Genomic DNA, 17,921 nt, shown 5'->3' on the forward strand with positions numbered 1-17,921 from the left:
TTTAGTGCCGTGTTTCCCGTTCTTGTTCTTCAAGCCAACGTGTCATACTGTCCAGGAGATTTACCACTCGATCAAAATTGCGGGTCCGTTGCCCTTCATCAATAAGTTTCTTAAGATGGTGGCGTAATCGAATATAAGCTCTATTGGCTTGAGCGCGAGATAAATGAGCTTCTGACGTTTTAAGACGTTTGGAAGTAGGCAGGACAGGCTGATGCTGTACTTTAGTAATCGGTTTTATGGAAGATGGTTGAACATTCTCTTCATTAGCAGGCAGCGGCGCATCCTGTGTTAGCCATTCCTTTTGAGGGGCGTGCCGAACGATTTGATCGGACATGAATTCAATCGTTTCTCCTAGTTGGGGGATAAGAGGAATTTTCCCAAACGTTTCTTGAATTTTAGAGGAAAAGATCGTTTGGGCATCCAATTCACCATGAATAAGAACGATTTGCTCTGCATTCTTTCCAAGAAGTGAGAGCCAATGAAGCAGCTCTGCTTGATCAGCATGAGCGGATAGGCCATCCATATGATTTATTCGGGCTTTAACCGCAATTTTCTCACCATGTATGGTTACACTGTCCACACCCTCTGAAAGGATTCGCCCAAGTGTGCCTTGAGCCTGATACCCTACAAAAAGAACGGTAGCCTTCTCCCGCCAAAGATTGTGTTTAAGGTGATGCTTAATACGCCCAGCGTCGGCCATGCCGCTAGCAGCAATAATAATCGAACCGCCTTCAATCTCATTAAGGGCCATCGAATCCGCGGCTGTTAAACTGAAATGAACGTTTGGCATATTTAGAGGGCTACTACCCTGTTTAATAAGTTCCTGCGTTTCCGAGTCAAAATTGTCGGTGTTTTCTTGGAATATTTTTGTTGCTGCGATGGCTAAAGGGCTGTCAATGTAAACCGGCAAAATAGGTATGCGATGTTCGTCCTGTAACTTACGGAGATAATAAAGAAGGTCCTGAGTTCGTTCAATGGCAAAAGCAGGGATAATCAAATTCCCGCCAGCTTCATATGTCGTACGAATTGTTTCTGCAAGTTGTTCAGCACGATTTATTCTCTTCTCATCTGCGGTTCCAGCATGAAGACGATTCCCGTAGGTTGTTTCCATAATGACAACGTCAGCTTCACTTAAAATACTTGGATTTTCAATATAAGGTTGATTAACATTGCCGATATCACCAGAAAATACGATAGTTTTACTGAAATCTAGCTCTTTGATGTGGAGCACAACATGTGCCGAACCTAGAATATGTCCTGCATCATAGAGTTGAAAAGATATTGTCGGAACAATATCAACTTTTTCTTGATAAGGTATAGCATGAAAATATGGAAGGGTATCAAGAGCATCTTGAACGGTATAAATCGGAACGAGGGGTTGAAGTCCTGCTCTCGCACGCTTTCGGTTCTTACGCTCCACTTCCATCTCTTGAATATGACCACTATCTGGCAGCATTATAGAACATAATTTAATTGTTTCAGCAGTAGCCCAGATGGTTCCTTTGAAACCAGCCTTAATTAGTTTAGGCAACATGCCAGAGTGATCAATATGGGCATGGGTTAACACAACAGCGTCAATGCTCGCTGGATTATAGGGGAAAGTATCGTAATTTAACTCTTTAAGCGCTTTAGATCCTTGAAACATGCCACAATCAATTAAAATACGTGATTCGCCAGATTCCACAAGGTAAGATGATCCCGTAACAACTTGTGCAGCGCCAAAAAAGCTGATTTTCATTAAACATCCTCCAAAAATACGTCTTTATAGCTAATCATAAGGCAAACTAGATCAGAGAAAGCTTACAAGACGCTTCTTTTATTATATTTTACGTCTTAATTTCACTATTTAATCTTATAATTATAGCATTATTTTACTCGTTTAGCAGGTATTTCGCAATGGAAATTACCCACCCTATATTTAAGCCTTTAGTCTAGTCGAGCTGAACAAATTTAAGTTTGACTGCTTTAAGAGCCGCTTGAGTACGATCCTCAACTGCCAATTTACGATATATGCTTGAAAGATGATTTTTCACCGTCTTTTCACTAATGAATAAGGCAGTTCCAATCTCCCTGTTAGAAGACCCTCGTACCACATAATGGAGAATTTCCATCTCGCGCTCACTGAGTCCACAGGTGTTTTTCAAAGGACTTGGATGGGTAAATCGCTCTAGCAATTTACCCGTAACAGCTGGAGATAAAATTGGTTCACCCGCATACACCTTGCGAATGGATTGAATCAAGGTCTTTGAGTCCACATCTTTCAGCAAATAGCCCGCCACCCCAATTTGAAGCACTTGGAAGACTTTTTCATCCGAATCATCAACGGTAAGCACCAAGATACCTATTTCAGGTCGTTCACGGCGAATAACTCGACCCGCTTCTAAGCCATTTACCCCGGGCATATTGAGATCCATTAATAAGATATCAAACGTCATATTGCGTGCAACATTTATAGCGCCTTGACCATCACCTACTTCAGCAACTACTTCAATTCCATCTTCAAATTCCAAAATTCGGCGTAGTCCCTCTCTTAAAAGTGGGTGATCATCGGCTATCACTATCCGAATCATGTTGTTTTTCCTCCTCATGTCTCGATGGAATTGATAGTTCGATCGTAGTCCCTTTCCCTAAGGTAGATTGAACAGAAAAAAGTCCAGAGAACATTTCAACTCGTTCGCGCATTCCAATAAGTCCATAATGTTCCCCTGAAACAGTAAAAAGGGAGTTCACTTCAAAACCAGTACCATAATCTTGAATTCGAGCAATTATCCAATCCTCTTGGTAAATTAACGTAACATCAACTTTTACCGAGCGTGCATGCTTCGCAACATTGGTCATTCCCTCTTGAATTAAGCGGAAAATGGCTACTTCCATTGCTGGCAAAACTCGTTTTTCACGACCTTCAATCCGAAGCTCACAAGTTATGCCATAGTTTTCCTGAAAGTTCTTTAGGTATTTAGAAATAGCAGGTAAAATCCCCAAATCATAAAGTGCCATTGGACGAAGATCAAAAATGATCCTGCGAATATCTTGTTGATTTGAGCGAACTAAATCCTTAAGGTCCGTGAGTTCGGCTTTAACTCTACTTGGATCTATCTCAAGTAACTTTTGGGCAATTTCTAAACGTAAGACGATATTAGCCAGCGTTTGGGCAGGACCATCATGTATTTCCCTTGCGACACGACGCCGTTCTTCATCCTGTGCTCTAATTACCCGTAAACCCATTTCTTGTCGTTGTTCGTGATTATGAGCTTGCAAAGCCTCCACTATTCCACCTTGCAATAAATTAGCCGCCATGCTCACCTGAGCCATCAGATTTTCGGCTCGTTCGATCGTCACTTGCATCTGCTGTAAGGAACGTTCCAAATCATCTCGCCGCTTCCGCAATTGCGTTTCTTGGCCTTGCAAAAGCTGTAGATTGACCTGAGCATCTTTTGCTTCTGCATACGCCGCGATCACATCTTGCTCTGAGTATTTTTTGTATGCTCGACTTATTTCCATCAATTTTTGACGCATACGCCGATCTATTTTTTCTTGAAAATCTACTTGACAGATGACTTCCGCTATATCAGTTTTAAGCTGAGCAAGTTCATTAGTCAGCCGTTGTGTCTCAGTCCGCGCTGTTTCAGCTATAAAAAAGATCTCTTCTCTTCCTGTTTCGATCGCTGTCAAAGTATTTTTTAAGATCCTCTCCAACAGATCAGACACAACTATTCCTCATTTCCGGGTCTAGGTTCACTTTACAAATATACACCTCCTAAACTATTTCGACAAAGAACTAATATTTCCTACTTCTACTCAATAAAAAACCTTTTAAGTCTTATATTTTAGAACTTTTCCCTAAACGCTGCATTTGTCTGATTCCTCGCTCTAATCTACGCGGGAACGATAGATCTTCCGAACTACAGATGAAGACCTTCCATCCCTCCTTTGTCAAGTCTTCAATAATAGCAGGAGTCTCTTTATCTAAGACATAAATCAGAATGTTATCGACTTTAGCCAATAAGGTTAAACCCATTATATTCACATTCCAAGATATCGAGCTGTTGGGGAATAGTTTGCTTAGAACGCGTTGTAGAGGGCCCTCCTGCTCAGATACTTGAGAAGCACACAACACTTCATAGGCCCTGGGGTTAATTGAAAGCTCGGTCTCAGATTCAGCCGTGATAACGTTTTGGACGCTAGGTATAAGCTCTATAGAATTATCATCAATATGAATTGTTTCATCTACTTCAAGTTGCAGAAACTCATTTTCGCTTTTTTGAATATCCTGGTATGTGAGAATATCCTGGTATGTGAGAACAGAAGCAAACGCAGGAATTGCAATTTCAGTCAGACACTCTTCATTTAGCGATTCCACTGGTCCGCCTATTGTTTGGTCTTGATCTTCGATTTGTTTTTCTTCATTAATTTCAATTGAAGAAATTGAAGTATCTAAGAGTTCACTATTGTGTCCATCGATCGCCTTCGACATACCTTCGCATAGCATTTTGTTCATAGTATCCTGAAACGATGGGAAGTTATTAATAACACGAGCGTCTGGAAGTTGTTGTTCAAGGAGCTGTTTAAGTCCATCCTCTAGATATTCTGATGGAAACGTTGAAATTCCCTGGAGTAAGGATGTAAGCTTACTGACAATTTGACAACCCCTTTGAAACTCTACCTCTGAGTCTACCCCATTTAATAAACATACCGTAAATACTTTTTCTGTGATTTGGTCAATCCATTCTTCAATTCGAGGATCATTATGAAAATATGCTTCCAAAATTATCCACCTCCAAATTATCTATCATTTGATAGCTATGCTTCTCGCCTGTCCAGTATGAATCCTCATTGGAAAATCCTTTAATTTTAAAGAATAAAAGGAAAAAGTGCCTCAGAAATTTCTGAGGCACTTTTCCTTCTTATTAAGATGACTGTAAATACTATTTTGGGCAAGCATTTACATTTACACTTACATCAAACCTAATCATGCTAAACTTAGCAATGCGACAGACTTAAGATATTAACGTGCGCGGAAAACTTTGAGATAAGAATCCGCATAGATGCTTCTACCAAGCAAGATTTGAGTTGTAGCAGCAACGTCGACAAGATCATCATCATTGGCATTCATAATGGCTGCGTCAAGTCCTGCTCCAATAGCCATAGCCAGGTAGGTTCGATTGAGTAAATTACAAATACTAGTCGGTGATTTTTGAGATACGTTTGTTAAGCCAAGAACCGTACGCGGTGCTGGGTCAGCGAGTTGCTTAATTTTGCGTAAAGCTTCGAGAACTTGGAGCGCATGCTCTTGAGCAACGTTAACAGGAAGAATCAATGGATCAATGTAGAGATCTTCCATTGGTAGACCATATTCGTCTGCAGCTGCAACTAATTCCATAGCAAAAGCTACCCGTAAATCATTGTCTAATGGAATACCTTTTTTATCCATGGTCAAGCCAACAACCCCAGCATTATAGTCAGCGGCCATTTTAAAAACTCGCTCCATTTTTTCTGGTGTTGCATCAACGGAGTTAATAATCGCAGGTCTTTTACAAAGTTTCAATCCTGCTTCAATAGCATCATAGTTTGTGGAGTCTAAAAGCAATGGAAGTTCGGAAACTTCTTGAACTACATTAACCATCCATTGATAAGCTTCTGCACGCTCTTCTTTCGGAATAGCAGGCCCGGAATTTAGGTCAAGGTAGTGAGCTCCTCCTTCTTCTTGCTTTGTTGCCCAAAATTGTAACGGTTTTGGGTCTTTAGCTTTCAGAGCATCTCCAATATCAGTGTACATCCCATTAATCCGCTCACCAAAAATAAGCATTGTCATTCGGTCACGACCTTTCTTAATTTTAGTTTTATAATGACTTAAATAATGACGTAATTATCCAAAAATGAGTCTCACATTTTGAATAATAATTGATAGTTTGAGCAGAAGCTTAGACACTCATCAATTCGTCGATGTTCTTTTTAACTACTTTCACTGCAGCTGGGTTACGCATCATAATAATACTGGCTCCAACTTGCATCAAACCAGAAGCAGTTAATGATTCCCAAAGTACGGCACGATCATCAAGATCTCCCCACTGAGGATTTTCATCAGCCGACGAATTGGATTCTTTGGTCCGATTGGCCTCATAGCCAACGGAGCAGAACATAGGCATGGCGAGCATTTTGTCATTTCCTAATGCTCCTAGGCGTGCACGTTCCATAATTGAATAGGCATACTCAATACCAAATCCAAGACCTGCAATTAGAGGGTCAATAACAATCTTGTTTAATGGCAGTCCCATTTCATTGATCAAAATATTAAGCTGTTTACAAATATTAATGTCGAGAGGCGACTGCGCAATCAAAGTGTGTTTATGAACCATTGCAGCTGCTGCATAAGTCTTATAGGTTTCTTGCTCAGCAACACCGATCAAGAGGTTTTCACCTGTTGCTGCTTCAGCGACGGCCGCAATAACTTCATTGTCCTTTGTTGAATCGCCGCATCCTACTACGATCAACGGAACTCCAACAGCTCCTAAAACTTCTTTAACAACACGAGCGCAATCTTCAGGTGAGCGATTTTCACCATCAGGATCTGCTCCAGTCAGTTTTAAATAGATGAGGTCTGCGCCAAAATCATCAACGCATTGTTTAGCCCAAGCCGCTGGGCTATTGAAGACATCTCCATATTGTTTGGTAAGCGTTTCATTCCATGTTGGGGGAATGTCGTTGACCTCCATAGCGATCACTGGACGGTTAACTTTTCCTTCAAAGTGCAGAAAAGGTAAGGCGGCATCCCCACCGATAGTCACAGTGGAGGTTCTCGTTCCTCCTTGTTCAGAAGTTGCGCCGAGTATTACCTCTCCAATTTTACCTGAAAATCTTTCTTTTACGATTGCAACGGACATGAACTTCTCTCCTTTCTAGTTAAAGATTCCGGCACGGTTCAAAATGCTCTCCACAGCCTTGACCGAGACGGCATCCTCAGGCAAATCGAATAATGGTTTGCCTGCCAAGTCATATTCAACAACTAAAGGATCTAATGGAATATCTCCAATTACACTTAGCCCTGTACGTTCTATCTCTTCGCTTAAGGATTCCATAGTACCTTCACTAGTTTTTGTTACTATCAAGTGAAGATTACTCACCGCGGACTTAAGTCCCCGAATAAGTTCGTGTACTCGTCCCGCTGAGCGAATACCCCGTGCTGAAGAATCACTGACTACGAACATCTCATCAATACGAGGGATGGTACGTCGGCTGATGTGTTCCAGACCAGCTTCAGAATCCACAACTACAAAGTCATAATTATCGCCAATGTTCTCAATATATTTGCGTAAAAGATCATTGGGATAGCAGTAACAACCTGCCCCTTGTGGACCACCCATAACGAGTAAGTCGATATCCTTAGTCTCTACAAGCGACTGCTGAAGTTTATACTCTATAAAGATTTGTTTTGGCATCCCCTCAGGAATCGCTTTAGGATCTTTAGTCTGTTCAAGCAATTCTGAAATAGTAGCAGTGACAGTTAAACCCAGAGCTTCTCCAAGATTGGCGTTTGGGTCGGCATCAACAGCCAGAACTGAAATCCCTCTCTTTTGATGAACCATTTGCCTTAGTAATAAAGCAGTGAATGTGGTTTTCCCTACTCCACCTTTGCCAGCTACTGCTATATATTTTGCCATGAATCTTACCTCCATTGTTAACACGTTAAGTACAAGATGGGAATAGAGAGAAATCCGTATGGGGCAAAAATAGAGCGGAAACATATTCATCCATAAATGTCGGTCCAACCGAAAGCTCTACATAAGTCATTTTTTGTCCCAATTCTTTCGCTTCACGCCATGCATTCTGCGAAAGTAAGGCAAGACGAGCTCCTTTGATCGAAGAGTTTCCGATAAACTGATAGAGTTCCTCTTCGAGATCTGGAAGCAGTCCAATTTGAATGGAATCCTGCACATTGAGGTAATTACCGAAACCGCCAGCAATAACGATCCGGCTAATCATTTCCATCTCTACAGAGACCATATTCAATAACGTTCGGATACCTGCATAAATGGCCCCTTTGGCGCGGATAGTATTTTTAACATCATTTTCTGTGATGACAACATCTTTTCCCCCGCCAGCTTGATCAGCCCACGCTAGCACGAATTCTTTGTCATCTGAAGTTGCCCTTAGCCGCGCTGAGTTTGCAGGATGTCCCATCTGGAAATTTCCGACGCGATCAATAATTCCCGCTCCCAATAGTTTGGACAAGCAATCCACAAGTCCCGAACCACATATTCCAACGGGGAGGATTTTGCTAATAACCTTGAGCGATACATCCAAGGTATCAGGATCAATAACAACTCGTTCAATAGCTCCTGGCATTGCCCTCATGCCAAATGTGATCCCGCCACCTTCAAAACTTGGGCCAGCAGAACAAGCACAAGAAACGAGCCAATCCTGGTTTCCAAGCACTATTTCTCCATTTGTACCTATGTCAATGAAGAGAATAATATCTTCTCCATTAGCTAAGTCCGTGACTAATGTCCCAGAAACAATGTCCCCGCCGACATAACTTGCTACTGAAGGATAACAATGTACCAAGGCATCAGGTAACATATGAAGCCCAATGTCTCGTGCAGGGATAGAAGGAACGTTAGCCATGGTAGGAATATAAGGTTCTAACCGAATGTAGCGCGGATCCACGCCTAGAAACAATTGAGTCATTGTAGTATTTCCGGCAACCACTGCTGATGAAAAATCGGTATTGTTCAAAGATTGACGTGCAAGTATCTTATCAATCAGTTCGTTGATGGTATCAACAACAGCGACTCGAATTTCCTCTAACTGCTGTTCATTTTCAACCGCATACACTATGCGAGTGATAACATCATCACCGAATTTTGCTTGTTTATTATAAGATCCCTGCTGATCTATAATCTCTCCGTTCGAGAGATTAATTAGATAAACGACAACCGTAGTTGTACCAATATCAATCGCCAGACCATACGGTGGATTGTCATTTCCAGGTTCCACATGGGTGACTGTAATCCCTGATTCAATATCTGTTAGAGTAACAGACACATCCCAATTTGCTCTGCGGAGTGCTTCGGGAAGATGTTTAAGGACTGATAAGGGAATATCAACTGGCTTTTCTCCGGTTTTTAGGACGCGGCGAATTTCCATGCTCAAGCGAGACCAATCACTCGTGTTTTCCGTCAAAGTCGGAGCCGAAAGTGAAATCCTCAGCTTCGTGGCGAGTGGCTGATGCCCGAATTTCTCGAGTAAATCATGGTCGCTTTCTTGTAAGAGCCCCTTTTGAACATCACCCATCAAAACCTGATGTTCTTTTAACCGGGATTCCAGAGGCACCTCAACCGTCATATCCCCTTGAATCATGGTTTGACAAGCTAGTCGAACCCCTTCTGAGATTTGTTCAGGCGTCAAGTTCCCGGTCCCGGTCACCAACGGTTCCCCACTTAAAACGACAACTTTACAAGCACCGCAGGATCCCTTACTACCGCATCCTGATTTGATAAATATCTCGGCCTTAGCGGCTGCTTGGAGCAGCGACGTACCGGAATCCACTTCAATGATGCGGTTTTCTGGCATGAATTTAATTTGAAATGGGGGCATCGTTGTCACTTCCTTACTCTACCTTAGAAATCCCTCTTTAAGAGCTATACAAAAAGACTCCTTGCATTGCTCTCTTTATCTTACTGTGGCGGAATTCAATCCAACCTGTTACTATTTTAAAGTTTTTGCGAAAGCAACAATTCCGCTGGATTCACGAGGACCAACAATAACATTCCAACCCGAAATCTCTTTAAGTTTGGCTGTGACTACAGCGACATACCCCGGGATAATAACATTTTTGTGTTTAAGAATATCGGGAACGCCCAATTTTTGCATTGTTTCCCAGATTAACTCTGGCTCGTATTTGCCAGCCGCGTAGGCAGTGAGCACCGAGGTTCCTTCAGTATTAACTGGGATAATGTAACTAGGAATTTTTGTGGATTCAACTTCACCCTCGACGCTGTAGTAGGTTAAGGAGAAATTCGTTGTGATATACAATGGTGAATCCTCGGTTACTTCGCCAATAGCATATAGTTTTTCCTCGACTTGAATCGGTTTCTGAGGATCAGTATAAAGGTTTTGCTTGAGTGCCATTAGAGGCAAGAGGTGTGCTTTAGCACTGGTTTTTAAGACAATAGCACTTGCATATTTACAAACGTAAACAGATGCTTCCATAATTTCATCCAGAGGATTTTCATGATTGGTAAAGACTATGACAGGGTAACCAAACGTACGGAATTTCTTCTTAATAGATAAACGGCGCAGTTGAGTCAGATCAGCTAACTGTTGAGCTGTACCTTTAGTGCCAGGATCTAAGACAAATTCCTTATAACCTAGAGCTACCGCTTTTTCAACAAGATCATTTAAGGCATCAAGGCCATCTGCTTTTAGAATTACGGGAACGGAATTTTCTTTACCAATATTAACAACTGCTTCATAATTATCGGCATTTGCCTCTCCAATAAGAGGCTTACGAGCTGCCAACGGAGCTACAGCAGCCTTTAAAGCTTCAGGGTTATTACTGATCAAGAGCAGTGATTTCTCAGTGCCTGCAGCCACAGCAGCAGCAACTTTTGCAAAGCGAGCAGCATCTCCAGATTCATTAACTACAGCTACACCCTCGACGGAATAGTGAAGTCCAACGCGGTCAAACTCCAAGCCGTTGATTTCAGCGAGTTTAGCGCTCACTTGGTCATCTGTTAGGGCATCAGACACTTGAACGATAATGGTTGTTTCGTGATAGAAAGTCTTGTCATGGCGATACATTACTGTTTCATCCCCCATAACAGAACCATTACCAAATTTGATGGCCTTGATCGGAGGGGCAGATGCGGACTCCAAATTCTCCCGAGCAGCATCCGTAACATATGGGCAGGTGTCCAATGCAGCTTTGCCTGCAGCCAATGCCATAGCAAAAGCTAGACAAGTTGGTACGCCACACTCTCCGCAGTTTTTCTTGGGTAGTTGTTTATAAATTTCTAAACCTGTTAGAGCCATTTTGAAACCCCTTTCTAAGTTAATTTAGTAGAAGTAGGCAAGTCTACCAAGGCCTCAGACGAATAAAATATTAGGCCTTGGCATCTTACGGGCTACTTACATTAGTGGATCAAGATTAAAGCAAGGATGTCCTTTTTCTTCTAGGAACGGTGTGATTTCTTCAGTTGTCGTTCCGATGGTTTCATCAGCGATCTTATCAATAAAGTCTTCGCCTAAGCCCTCGTCGAGGCAACGTTGTTTCAAATCCTCACGCAAGAACTCTTTCAGTTCTTTAGGCATCCAAATGATACGAGCAAGTCCACCATCAGCAGGAATAAATTTCTTGCTGACTAAATATGTGCGGCCAATTCCCATAAACCCAGGAGTTTGGTATCCACCACCGCATGTTCCAGCTAACGTGGAGAAGGACATGCCGCAAGGGGTCATTCCACTGTGTTCACGGGTGGTAACCATAATTCCATTGACTTCAGGAATGATGGCCATGATAGCCTCAAAGCAACCGCAAGAGGTCATCGGTTTATCCATAATTGTATAGAGATTAACCTCTTCTAAGGTGTTGTTGGATGTTGTATATAAATAATCGTTACAGCTCTTCCACATACCCTTTAGATCATCGATCGCCGGTCCTTTGGGAATTGGTTGGTTTGGTCCGGTGGGCGCAATCTCAAATGATGCTTTGGCATCTAACCAACTAACGGCTCCGCACAGACCAACCCGTTCTGGAGTAACAATACAAACGTGGTTCGGTGCAAAGGATTGACAAAGCAAGCAGGAGTAGAAGTCTTCGACGGAATCATCTGTCAAGGCCCTCATCCGATCGTCACGTTTACGGTATACTTCGCGGGCTTTGACGAGGTTTTCTTCAACTGCAGCCTGATCCGTATAGAGAACAACTTCTACACGGTCGATGATGGCCGGGAATTCCTGTTTTAATTTTGCCATCAGGAGCTCACCGATGTGTCTTATTAAGAAACCTTTAGCTCTCGCATCTTTGGAGATCCGAACCCAACACATATCCCGTTGAGCAACGTGCCAAATACCTTCTCCATAGTTTGTAAAGTAGTGAATTCTACGCTCCAAAACGCCTTCAAAATCATCTTGCATCTTACGACCATACACGTTAACCACAATACCCAAGGGCATTTTGGTTCCCTCTGGGACGGTATCAATTTCAGGACCGATGACAGTGATCTGACCATCAGTGATTTCATCAGGTCCTACTGAATGAACAAGTTCGAAAGAGGTAGTACGTCCGCCACCGAATTCAACATAGGTGTCTGCTTTACGGATGGTTTCTCCCTCAAAAGCAGGTCCGAAGTTAACCGGAATCGGGATATCGATACTTGTTAATTTAATTCCGCGAACTTCCATAGCCAACGGAACGATTTTTTCATAGTCCGGCTCAGAAATATACCAATCCGGAATTTGCTCCTCTTCAGTAAGTGGTTGATCCGTCAGGACTGGGAAGCCCATGAAGATCGCGCCCATCGAAGCGGCAATTTTGACATCGTCACGCTCGCCGAGATTAAGGACAAAGGCCAGAACACGACGTTTTTGATAATCAAGATGCTTTTCTCTGTCTCCAGGAGCAATCCCACCAAAGGCGAGGCCTGCACGGAAGGCATAGTTAACGGCATGAATAACTTGGGTAAAGTTTCCTACTGGGAATGCGATATAGTCTTCCCCAATTTTGACGTTTTCTTCGAGGCACTGCTCAATGACCTCATCACAAAGGAAGATCATAAACCCTTTATTCATGAGGTTTTCTACAATTTTCTTGGCCGCTTGAGAGTCTTTGGCTCGCCCAAGAATAACAGCAACACCAGGAATGGTCCAGTCCACCATCTTAATCCCGTGTTTCCGTACAATAGGATCGCCCAAGAATCCGGTCCAAGGCAGTTCTTTAGGATTATCTCCACGGAGATAACTGATTGTCTCAATAACCTCTGCGGCATATAGAACTGATTCACCCCAAAGCTTTGAATTCTCTACGGTGAGTTCAGTACGAACTTGACTACGTAAGCGGTTCAGAATGGGAACTAATTCACCCAGTGTCGTTACTTTTTCACCAGAAAGACACATGATGACCGGGAGGTGGTAGGCGGTATCTGGATAACCAACAACTTGTTGCTCACCAAAATCTTTGATCGCCCGATTCAACAGAATTTCTGCATAGGTCATTGCAATTATTGTACCATCGTAGGCTCGACGCAATAATTTTTTCGGTTCTTTAACTGCCTCTTCGTTAATTTGTTCTACAGACATAACTCTTCCTCCTTTCTTACCAGCCTTGCGCTAGCGCAGTTTCAAATTTTTCTGCAGTCTTTCTATGAACATTAAGTTTCCAGGTCCGATACTCAAGGGCATTTAAGAGTTTCTGAGCTCCAATAATAGGATCGACTTCTAAAATGAAGTTTCCGCCAAAGACGTCATGCGCGATTTGGGTTGTAACTCCATAGACGAGGTCACTTCCCTCAACAGGCGGCATAGCTCCGACGTGAGTTGGGAATCCTAATGTTACGCACCAAGAACCGATCGCAACTGCTTTTTCATGCATAGCTTCTGGAGCAGAGGCAGCAAACGGAACTTTAGGAATATCTACACCTAGTTCATTAGCCATTGCGACAGCTAGATCTGCGCCACGGCTGTTATCCACACAGGAACCAACATGGAAGACTAATGGCAGACCGGTTGACAATTGAGGATTGGCCGCTTCCAGCGATTTAATGAACGATTTAAGTCCTTCACCAGCATAAGTGTCAACAGCTGCAGGCGACATCATACCGAATTTAGCGATAGCTCCAGCAGAGCATCCAGTAGCGATGACGAAGACGTCGTTTTTCACAAGTTCTTTCAGAACTGCAATGTGGCCTTCATCTTGAGGACGTTTGAGATTGTTACAACCAGCCATGAGAACGACCCCTTTGAGTTGTCCGTTCAGAATAGCATCTGTCAGTACTGAGATCGGACGGTCGGGGTTAACCTTTGATAGAATTTCCGTAATCGCTTCAAGACTGAAACCTGCAACAAGCTTATGACGTTCGCTAGGAATGCAAATTTTCTTAGGATCCCGCTTCTTGAATGCTTCAATAGCGATATTCACAAGTTTCCTAGCATCAGCCATAGCTGTGGCTGTATTGAAGGCAACGTGTTGGGCATTAGGAGTTTTCATAATACCTTCAGTTGTGATGACCTTAGTGTGGTAACATTGCGCAAGTGTTTGCACCGATGGGTAAATACATTGAATATCAACAACCATCGCTTCCAGAGCACCCGTCAGGATAGCCATCTCCTGCGAAGCTGAGGAGGTTGCCAAATAAACACCTTGACGCATGAGAAGCTCATTACCAGTACAGCAAATCCCGACAACATTGACTCCTTCAGCTCCTGCCGCAACGGCCTCTGCTGTCATAGCCCGTGCCGCAGCGACAACCATTTCACTCAAAACGGGGTTGTGTCCGTGGACTGCTATATTTACCATCTTGGGGTTGATTACTCCCAGATTGGCTTCTGAGACAATAGGTTGTGGAACCCCAAACATAACGTCACTGAGTTTTGTTCCAATATATTCTCCACCTAAGTCAGACAGACAACACTTGAGACCTCCGAAAATAATATTTACAGGATCATTGTCAACGCCCATGGCAGTTTGAGCTATAATCTCAGTAACAGAGCGGTCAATGGCTGTCGGCATAATATTGGTTTGCATGAATTTTTTACGTCGGCCTTCTGTCATAAAAGAGTCCAAAAAGGCTAGTGGTCGATCCTGATACCGACCGAAATCGGCATATCCGATTTCAACAACGTCTTTAAGGATTTCCTTATCTGTACGGTTTACTGTGTCAACCCCTAAATCTTGAGCTAATTTTTGAAGTTTAGCTGGTGATTTAATTTCATAATCTGGAGCATGACCCTCAAGCATCGCATGAGCAGTATGCAAGACATGGCGTGCGTGCTCTGAGTGAGATGCAGCCCCTCCTGCAATCGCGCGGACTACGTTACGGGATACAATGGTATATGCACTTGCTCCACATACTCCACGACTTCCAGGCCCCTCTTCTGTCTTAACCCGACAAGGTCCTGCCAAACAAATTCGGCAGCATATTCCTTTATATCCAAACGCACACTGTGGTTGTTGAGCAACTGCACGGTCAAAAACCGTCTCTATTTTGCTTTCCTGTGCCATTTTTAACATATGAAGCGCGCCAGGGTCGGTCGTGCGAATGGGATTCTTAGGCTCAAAGTATCTTGGTGCGTCCGACGGCCGGGCGGTATGGGTTAAATCCCGATATCTAGGCATGTTACAACCTCCTCTTTTTTAAGATCTCTTTTTCTTATACTCTCAAACTCTTTCTGTTAATAACGAGAACCTCTTTCAACTCCCTTCATCGACAATTTTTTGGTAAATTGTATTTAGCTGAACTCCCAGAGACCCTGTGGGCAACTCTTCATTGCCAGTATTTATGGACATTTCCAACAGTTCCTCACTGTAAGGAATGATGCCAATAAGCTTTTCTGAGGAAAAGTGGTCTCTAAGAAAATTTTCTTCTTTCAAATTGCGGACTTTATTACCAACGACAACCACGTGTGGAATACCTAACTCAAGGGCGAGTTTTTGAATGACTTTTACAGTTTGTACGCTGACTTTTGATGGCTCAGTTACAATGACCAACACATCAACGCCAAGTGCCGTCCCTCGGGTGAGTTGTTCAATTCCTGCTCCCATATCTAAAATGACGGTGTCTTGTTCTCCAAGAATCAAGGAATTGATCAAGGCTTGAAGAAAGCTGTTTTCCTTACAATAACAGGAGGTTCCTCCCCCTTTGATGTTCCCCATGCGGAAAAAACGTAGAGTTCCTATGGGCACACTGTAGTCATCTAAGATATCGTCCACTTGAGGATTTAGCGGGTAATATGTTCCACTTCCTCCCATGCGTTCTTCAATTAGTTCTTTCATGTCGACAATGGGTTTTAGATCTGCAAGAATACCCTCTGAGATCCCCAAGACTGTCCCCAGACTGGCATCAGGATCCGCATCAACCGCCAAAACAGTGATCCCTTTTTGCGATAGCCAACGTGCAAAATTTGCTGTGAAGGTGGTTTTGCCCACGCCACCTTTGCCCGAGATTGCAATTTTCAATGGCCACAACTCCTTATGGGTATTTTCATTAGTCCAACTCTTACTACCAATTTTTCTTCTTGCTAGTGTATATTCTTTTTTTATTTGGATAATCCTGCAAACTTTCCGAATTTTTTTAAATATTTTGTTTATTTTCTTTTTTTTAAAAAATAAACTATTTATTATTATTCTTTTGCCGTTTTTGGATTATATAGGAATATTCAAAATATTTTTACTCTTAAAAAAGGAAATACCTCCTTAAAATTTCGAGAATGATAGTTGCCACACCAACACCGAAAAATTCGAGGGGATAATTCCTATAATTAGTATTCGATATGAAAGTCAATTTTCCTTGGAACATTTATCATAAAGTTCACTGGTAGAAGGGTATTCGTTTTTTTATTTCCAAAAGATTTATAACTGGTTCTTTTTGACGGACCTGCGCTGGGATACAAGAGTTCATATTCTTTAGACCGTTTAAGCGAGAGTTTAAAATGTAAAGAATGCACGGATTCAACCGATAGAACTCTGTACTTTATATTGAGAAAGACCAGTGAATTATGGTTCATGCATATCTCATATTTAATACATTAAACATACCATTGAACTATTGATCTTGTCTATAGAAAATGAATATATTCACAATCTAGTAACATTATTACAATTCTACTGTAAATCCCTATTATAAATACAATAATCTCTTTTCAATTGATTTCATAAGAGCTAAATTAAATAGTTTAATCATTTTTCAGACTTTCTACAGCGCGCTCCGCCCATTTTGAATCGTTAAGAATCGCTCTACCAACACCAATCAAATCCGCCTTTCCTTCTATCAAGAGTTGTTCCGCAACCTGGGGTTCGATAACTCCACCTGTAAGGATCACCGGGACGGATGCAACCTTTTTTATTGCTTCACTAAGTGGGGCAAAGTACCCCTGGCCGTTAAGTCCTGGAACCTGATACCCTGCAAAACCACCTGAGATGTCAAGGGCATTAATCCCCGCTCTCTCGAATTCACGCGCTGCAATTTGACTGTCTTCAATCGTCGTTCCGCCTTCTCGAAAATCGGAAGCACCTAAACGTAAAAAGATTGGAAAATCTCTTCCAACAGCGGTACGGACTGCTTCGATGATTTCAAGGTGAATTCTAATCCTATTGTAAATATCCCCCCCGTATTCATCTGTTCGATGATTCGTTAAGGGGGAGAAAAATTGGTTGAGAAGGTAGCCATGGGCAGAATGGATTTCAACTCCATCAAATCCAGCTTCTTTTGTGCGAAGTGCTGCAAGTCGAAAGGCATCAATTAAATTGTCCAATTCTTGCCTTGATAATTCGCGGGGGAGACTACCCTTGCGGGGATTGGCAATGACTGAAGGAGCCACTGGGGATGACCCAATAATATCATAACTCGTGGCGCTTCCGGCATGGTTGATTTGCATCATTGCCTTGCAACCATTGTTCTGAATGGTTGTAGCTAATTCATGCAAACGATTGATCATCCTGTCATCAGCAATGGATAGCTGTTGATGACTCGCTTTTCCGTTCTCTTGAATAAAGCTATGTTCAATAATAACCAAGGATATGTAGCCACCCATTGATTTTTCAGCATAGTAATCCAGGATCTCTTGGCTTACTTCTCCGTCTGGTGAAGCCTTCGATGTTGCCATGGGCGGCATAACTAAGCGATTAGCAAGTTTTAAGGGACCGACTTGGAGAGGTTTAAGTAAATGAGTCATTAATCCAATTCCACCTAACTTGATTTTTTCAGAGA

General features: G+C 42.5%; 13 protein-coding genes. All 13 read right to left on the minus strand.

Going from position 1 to position 17,921, the window contains the following annotated elements:
- Nucleotide 1 precedes the first annotated feature (1 nt).
- On the minus strand, nt 2-1,738 hold the full coding sequence (locus DSBG_RS01885; protein WP_068962540.1) for an MBL fold metallo-hydrolase: 1,737 nt from the start codon (nt 1,736-1,738) through the stop codon (nt 2-4).
- 193 nt (nt 1,739-1,931) lie between these two features.
- Complete coding sequence (locus DSBG_RS01890; protein ID WP_068962541.1) at nt 1,932-2,570, minus strand: response regulator; 639 nt, start codon at nt 2,568-2,570, stop codon at nt 1,932-1,934.
- Nucleotides 2,545-3,708 carry a sensor histidine kinase gene (locus DSBG_RS01895; protein WP_068962542.1) on the minus strand — a complete coding sequence of 388 codons (1,164 nt, stop codon included), beginning with the start codon at nt 3,706-3,708 and terminating at the stop codon, nt 2,545-2,547. Before DSBG_RS01895 ends, DSBG_RS01890 begins: the two co-directional genes overlap by 26 nt.
- A 112-nt stretch (nt 3,709-3,820) precedes the next feature.
- Nucleotides 3,821-4,765: a hypothetical protein gene (locus DSBG_RS01900; RefSeq protein WP_068962543.1), complete on the minus strand. Its 945-nt coding sequence runs from the start codon at nt 4,763-4,765 to the stop codon at nt 3,821-3,823.
- Nucleotides 4,766-5,005: 240 nt separating this feature from the next.
- Nucleotides 5,006-5,806 carry a methyltetrahydrofolate cobalamin methyltransferase gene (locus DSBG_RS01905; RefSeq protein WP_068962606.1) on the minus strand — a complete coding sequence of 267 codons (801 nt, stop codon included), beginning with the start codon at nt 5,804-5,806 and terminating at the stop codon, nt 5,006-5,008.
- A gap of 115 nt (nt 5,807-5,921) precedes the next feature.
- Nucleotides 5,922-6,881, minus strand: coding sequence for an acetyl-CoA decarbonylase/synthase complex subunit delta (locus tag DSBG_RS01910; RefSeq protein WP_068962544.1), 960 nt, complete (start codon nt 6,879-6,881; stop codon nt 5,922-5,924).
- 15 nt (nt 6,882-6,896) lie between these two features.
- On the minus strand, nt 6,897-7,658 hold the full coding sequence (locus tag DSBG_RS01915; protein ID WP_068962545.1) for an ATP-binding protein: 762 nt from the start codon (nt 7,656-7,658) through the stop codon (nt 6,897-6,899).
- Nucleotides 7,659-7,683: 25 nt separating this feature from the next.
- Entirely contained in the window at nt 7,684-9,594 is a 1,911-nt protein-coding gene (locus tag DSBG_RS01920) for an ASKHA domain-containing protein (RefSeq protein ID WP_068962546.1), read from the minus strand.
- Nucleotides 9,595-9,705: 111 nt separating this feature from the next.
- Complete coding sequence (gene acsC, locus DSBG_RS01925; protein WP_068962547.1) at nt 9,706-11,031, minus strand: acetyl-CoA decarbonylase/synthase complex subunit gamma; 1,326 nt, start codon at nt 11,029-11,031, stop codon at nt 9,706-9,708.
- Between the two features lie 96 nt (nt 11,032-11,127).
- Nucleotides 11,128-13,296 (minus strand): acetyl-CoA decarbonylase/synthase complex subunit alpha/beta, encoded by a 2,169-nt coding sequence (acsB, locus tag DSBG_RS01930; RefSeq protein WP_068962548.1) that lies wholly within the window; start codon nt 13,294-13,296, stop codon nt 11,128-11,130.
- 16 nt (nt 13,297-13,312) lie between these two features.
- A complete protein-coding gene (cooS, locus tag DSBG_RS01935) occupies nt 13,313-15,331 on the minus strand; it encodes an anaerobic carbon-monoxide dehydrogenase catalytic subunit (RefSeq protein WP_068962549.1) in 2,019 nt (672 codons plus the stop codon).
- Between the two features lie 75 nt (nt 15,332-15,406).
- Nucleotides 15,407-16,171 (minus strand): ATP-binding protein, encoded by a 765-nt coding sequence (locus DSBG_RS01940; protein ID WP_009612877.1) that lies wholly within the window; start codon nt 16,169-16,171, stop codon nt 15,407-15,409.
- Between the two features lie 716 nt (nt 16,172-16,887).
- Nucleotides 16,888-17,886: an NADH:flavin oxidoreductase gene (locus tag DSBG_RS01945; protein ID WP_068962550.1), complete on the minus strand. Its 999-nt coding sequence runs from the start codon at nt 17,884-17,886 to the stop codon at nt 16,888-16,890.
- Between the last annotated feature and the right edge of the window lie 35 nt (nt 17,887-17,921).

This window comes from Desulfosporosinus cupriresistens (assembly GCF_001707885.1).
Lineage (GTDB): Bacteria > Bacillota > Desulfitobacteriia > Desulfitobacteriales > Desulfitobacteriaceae > Desulfosporosinus.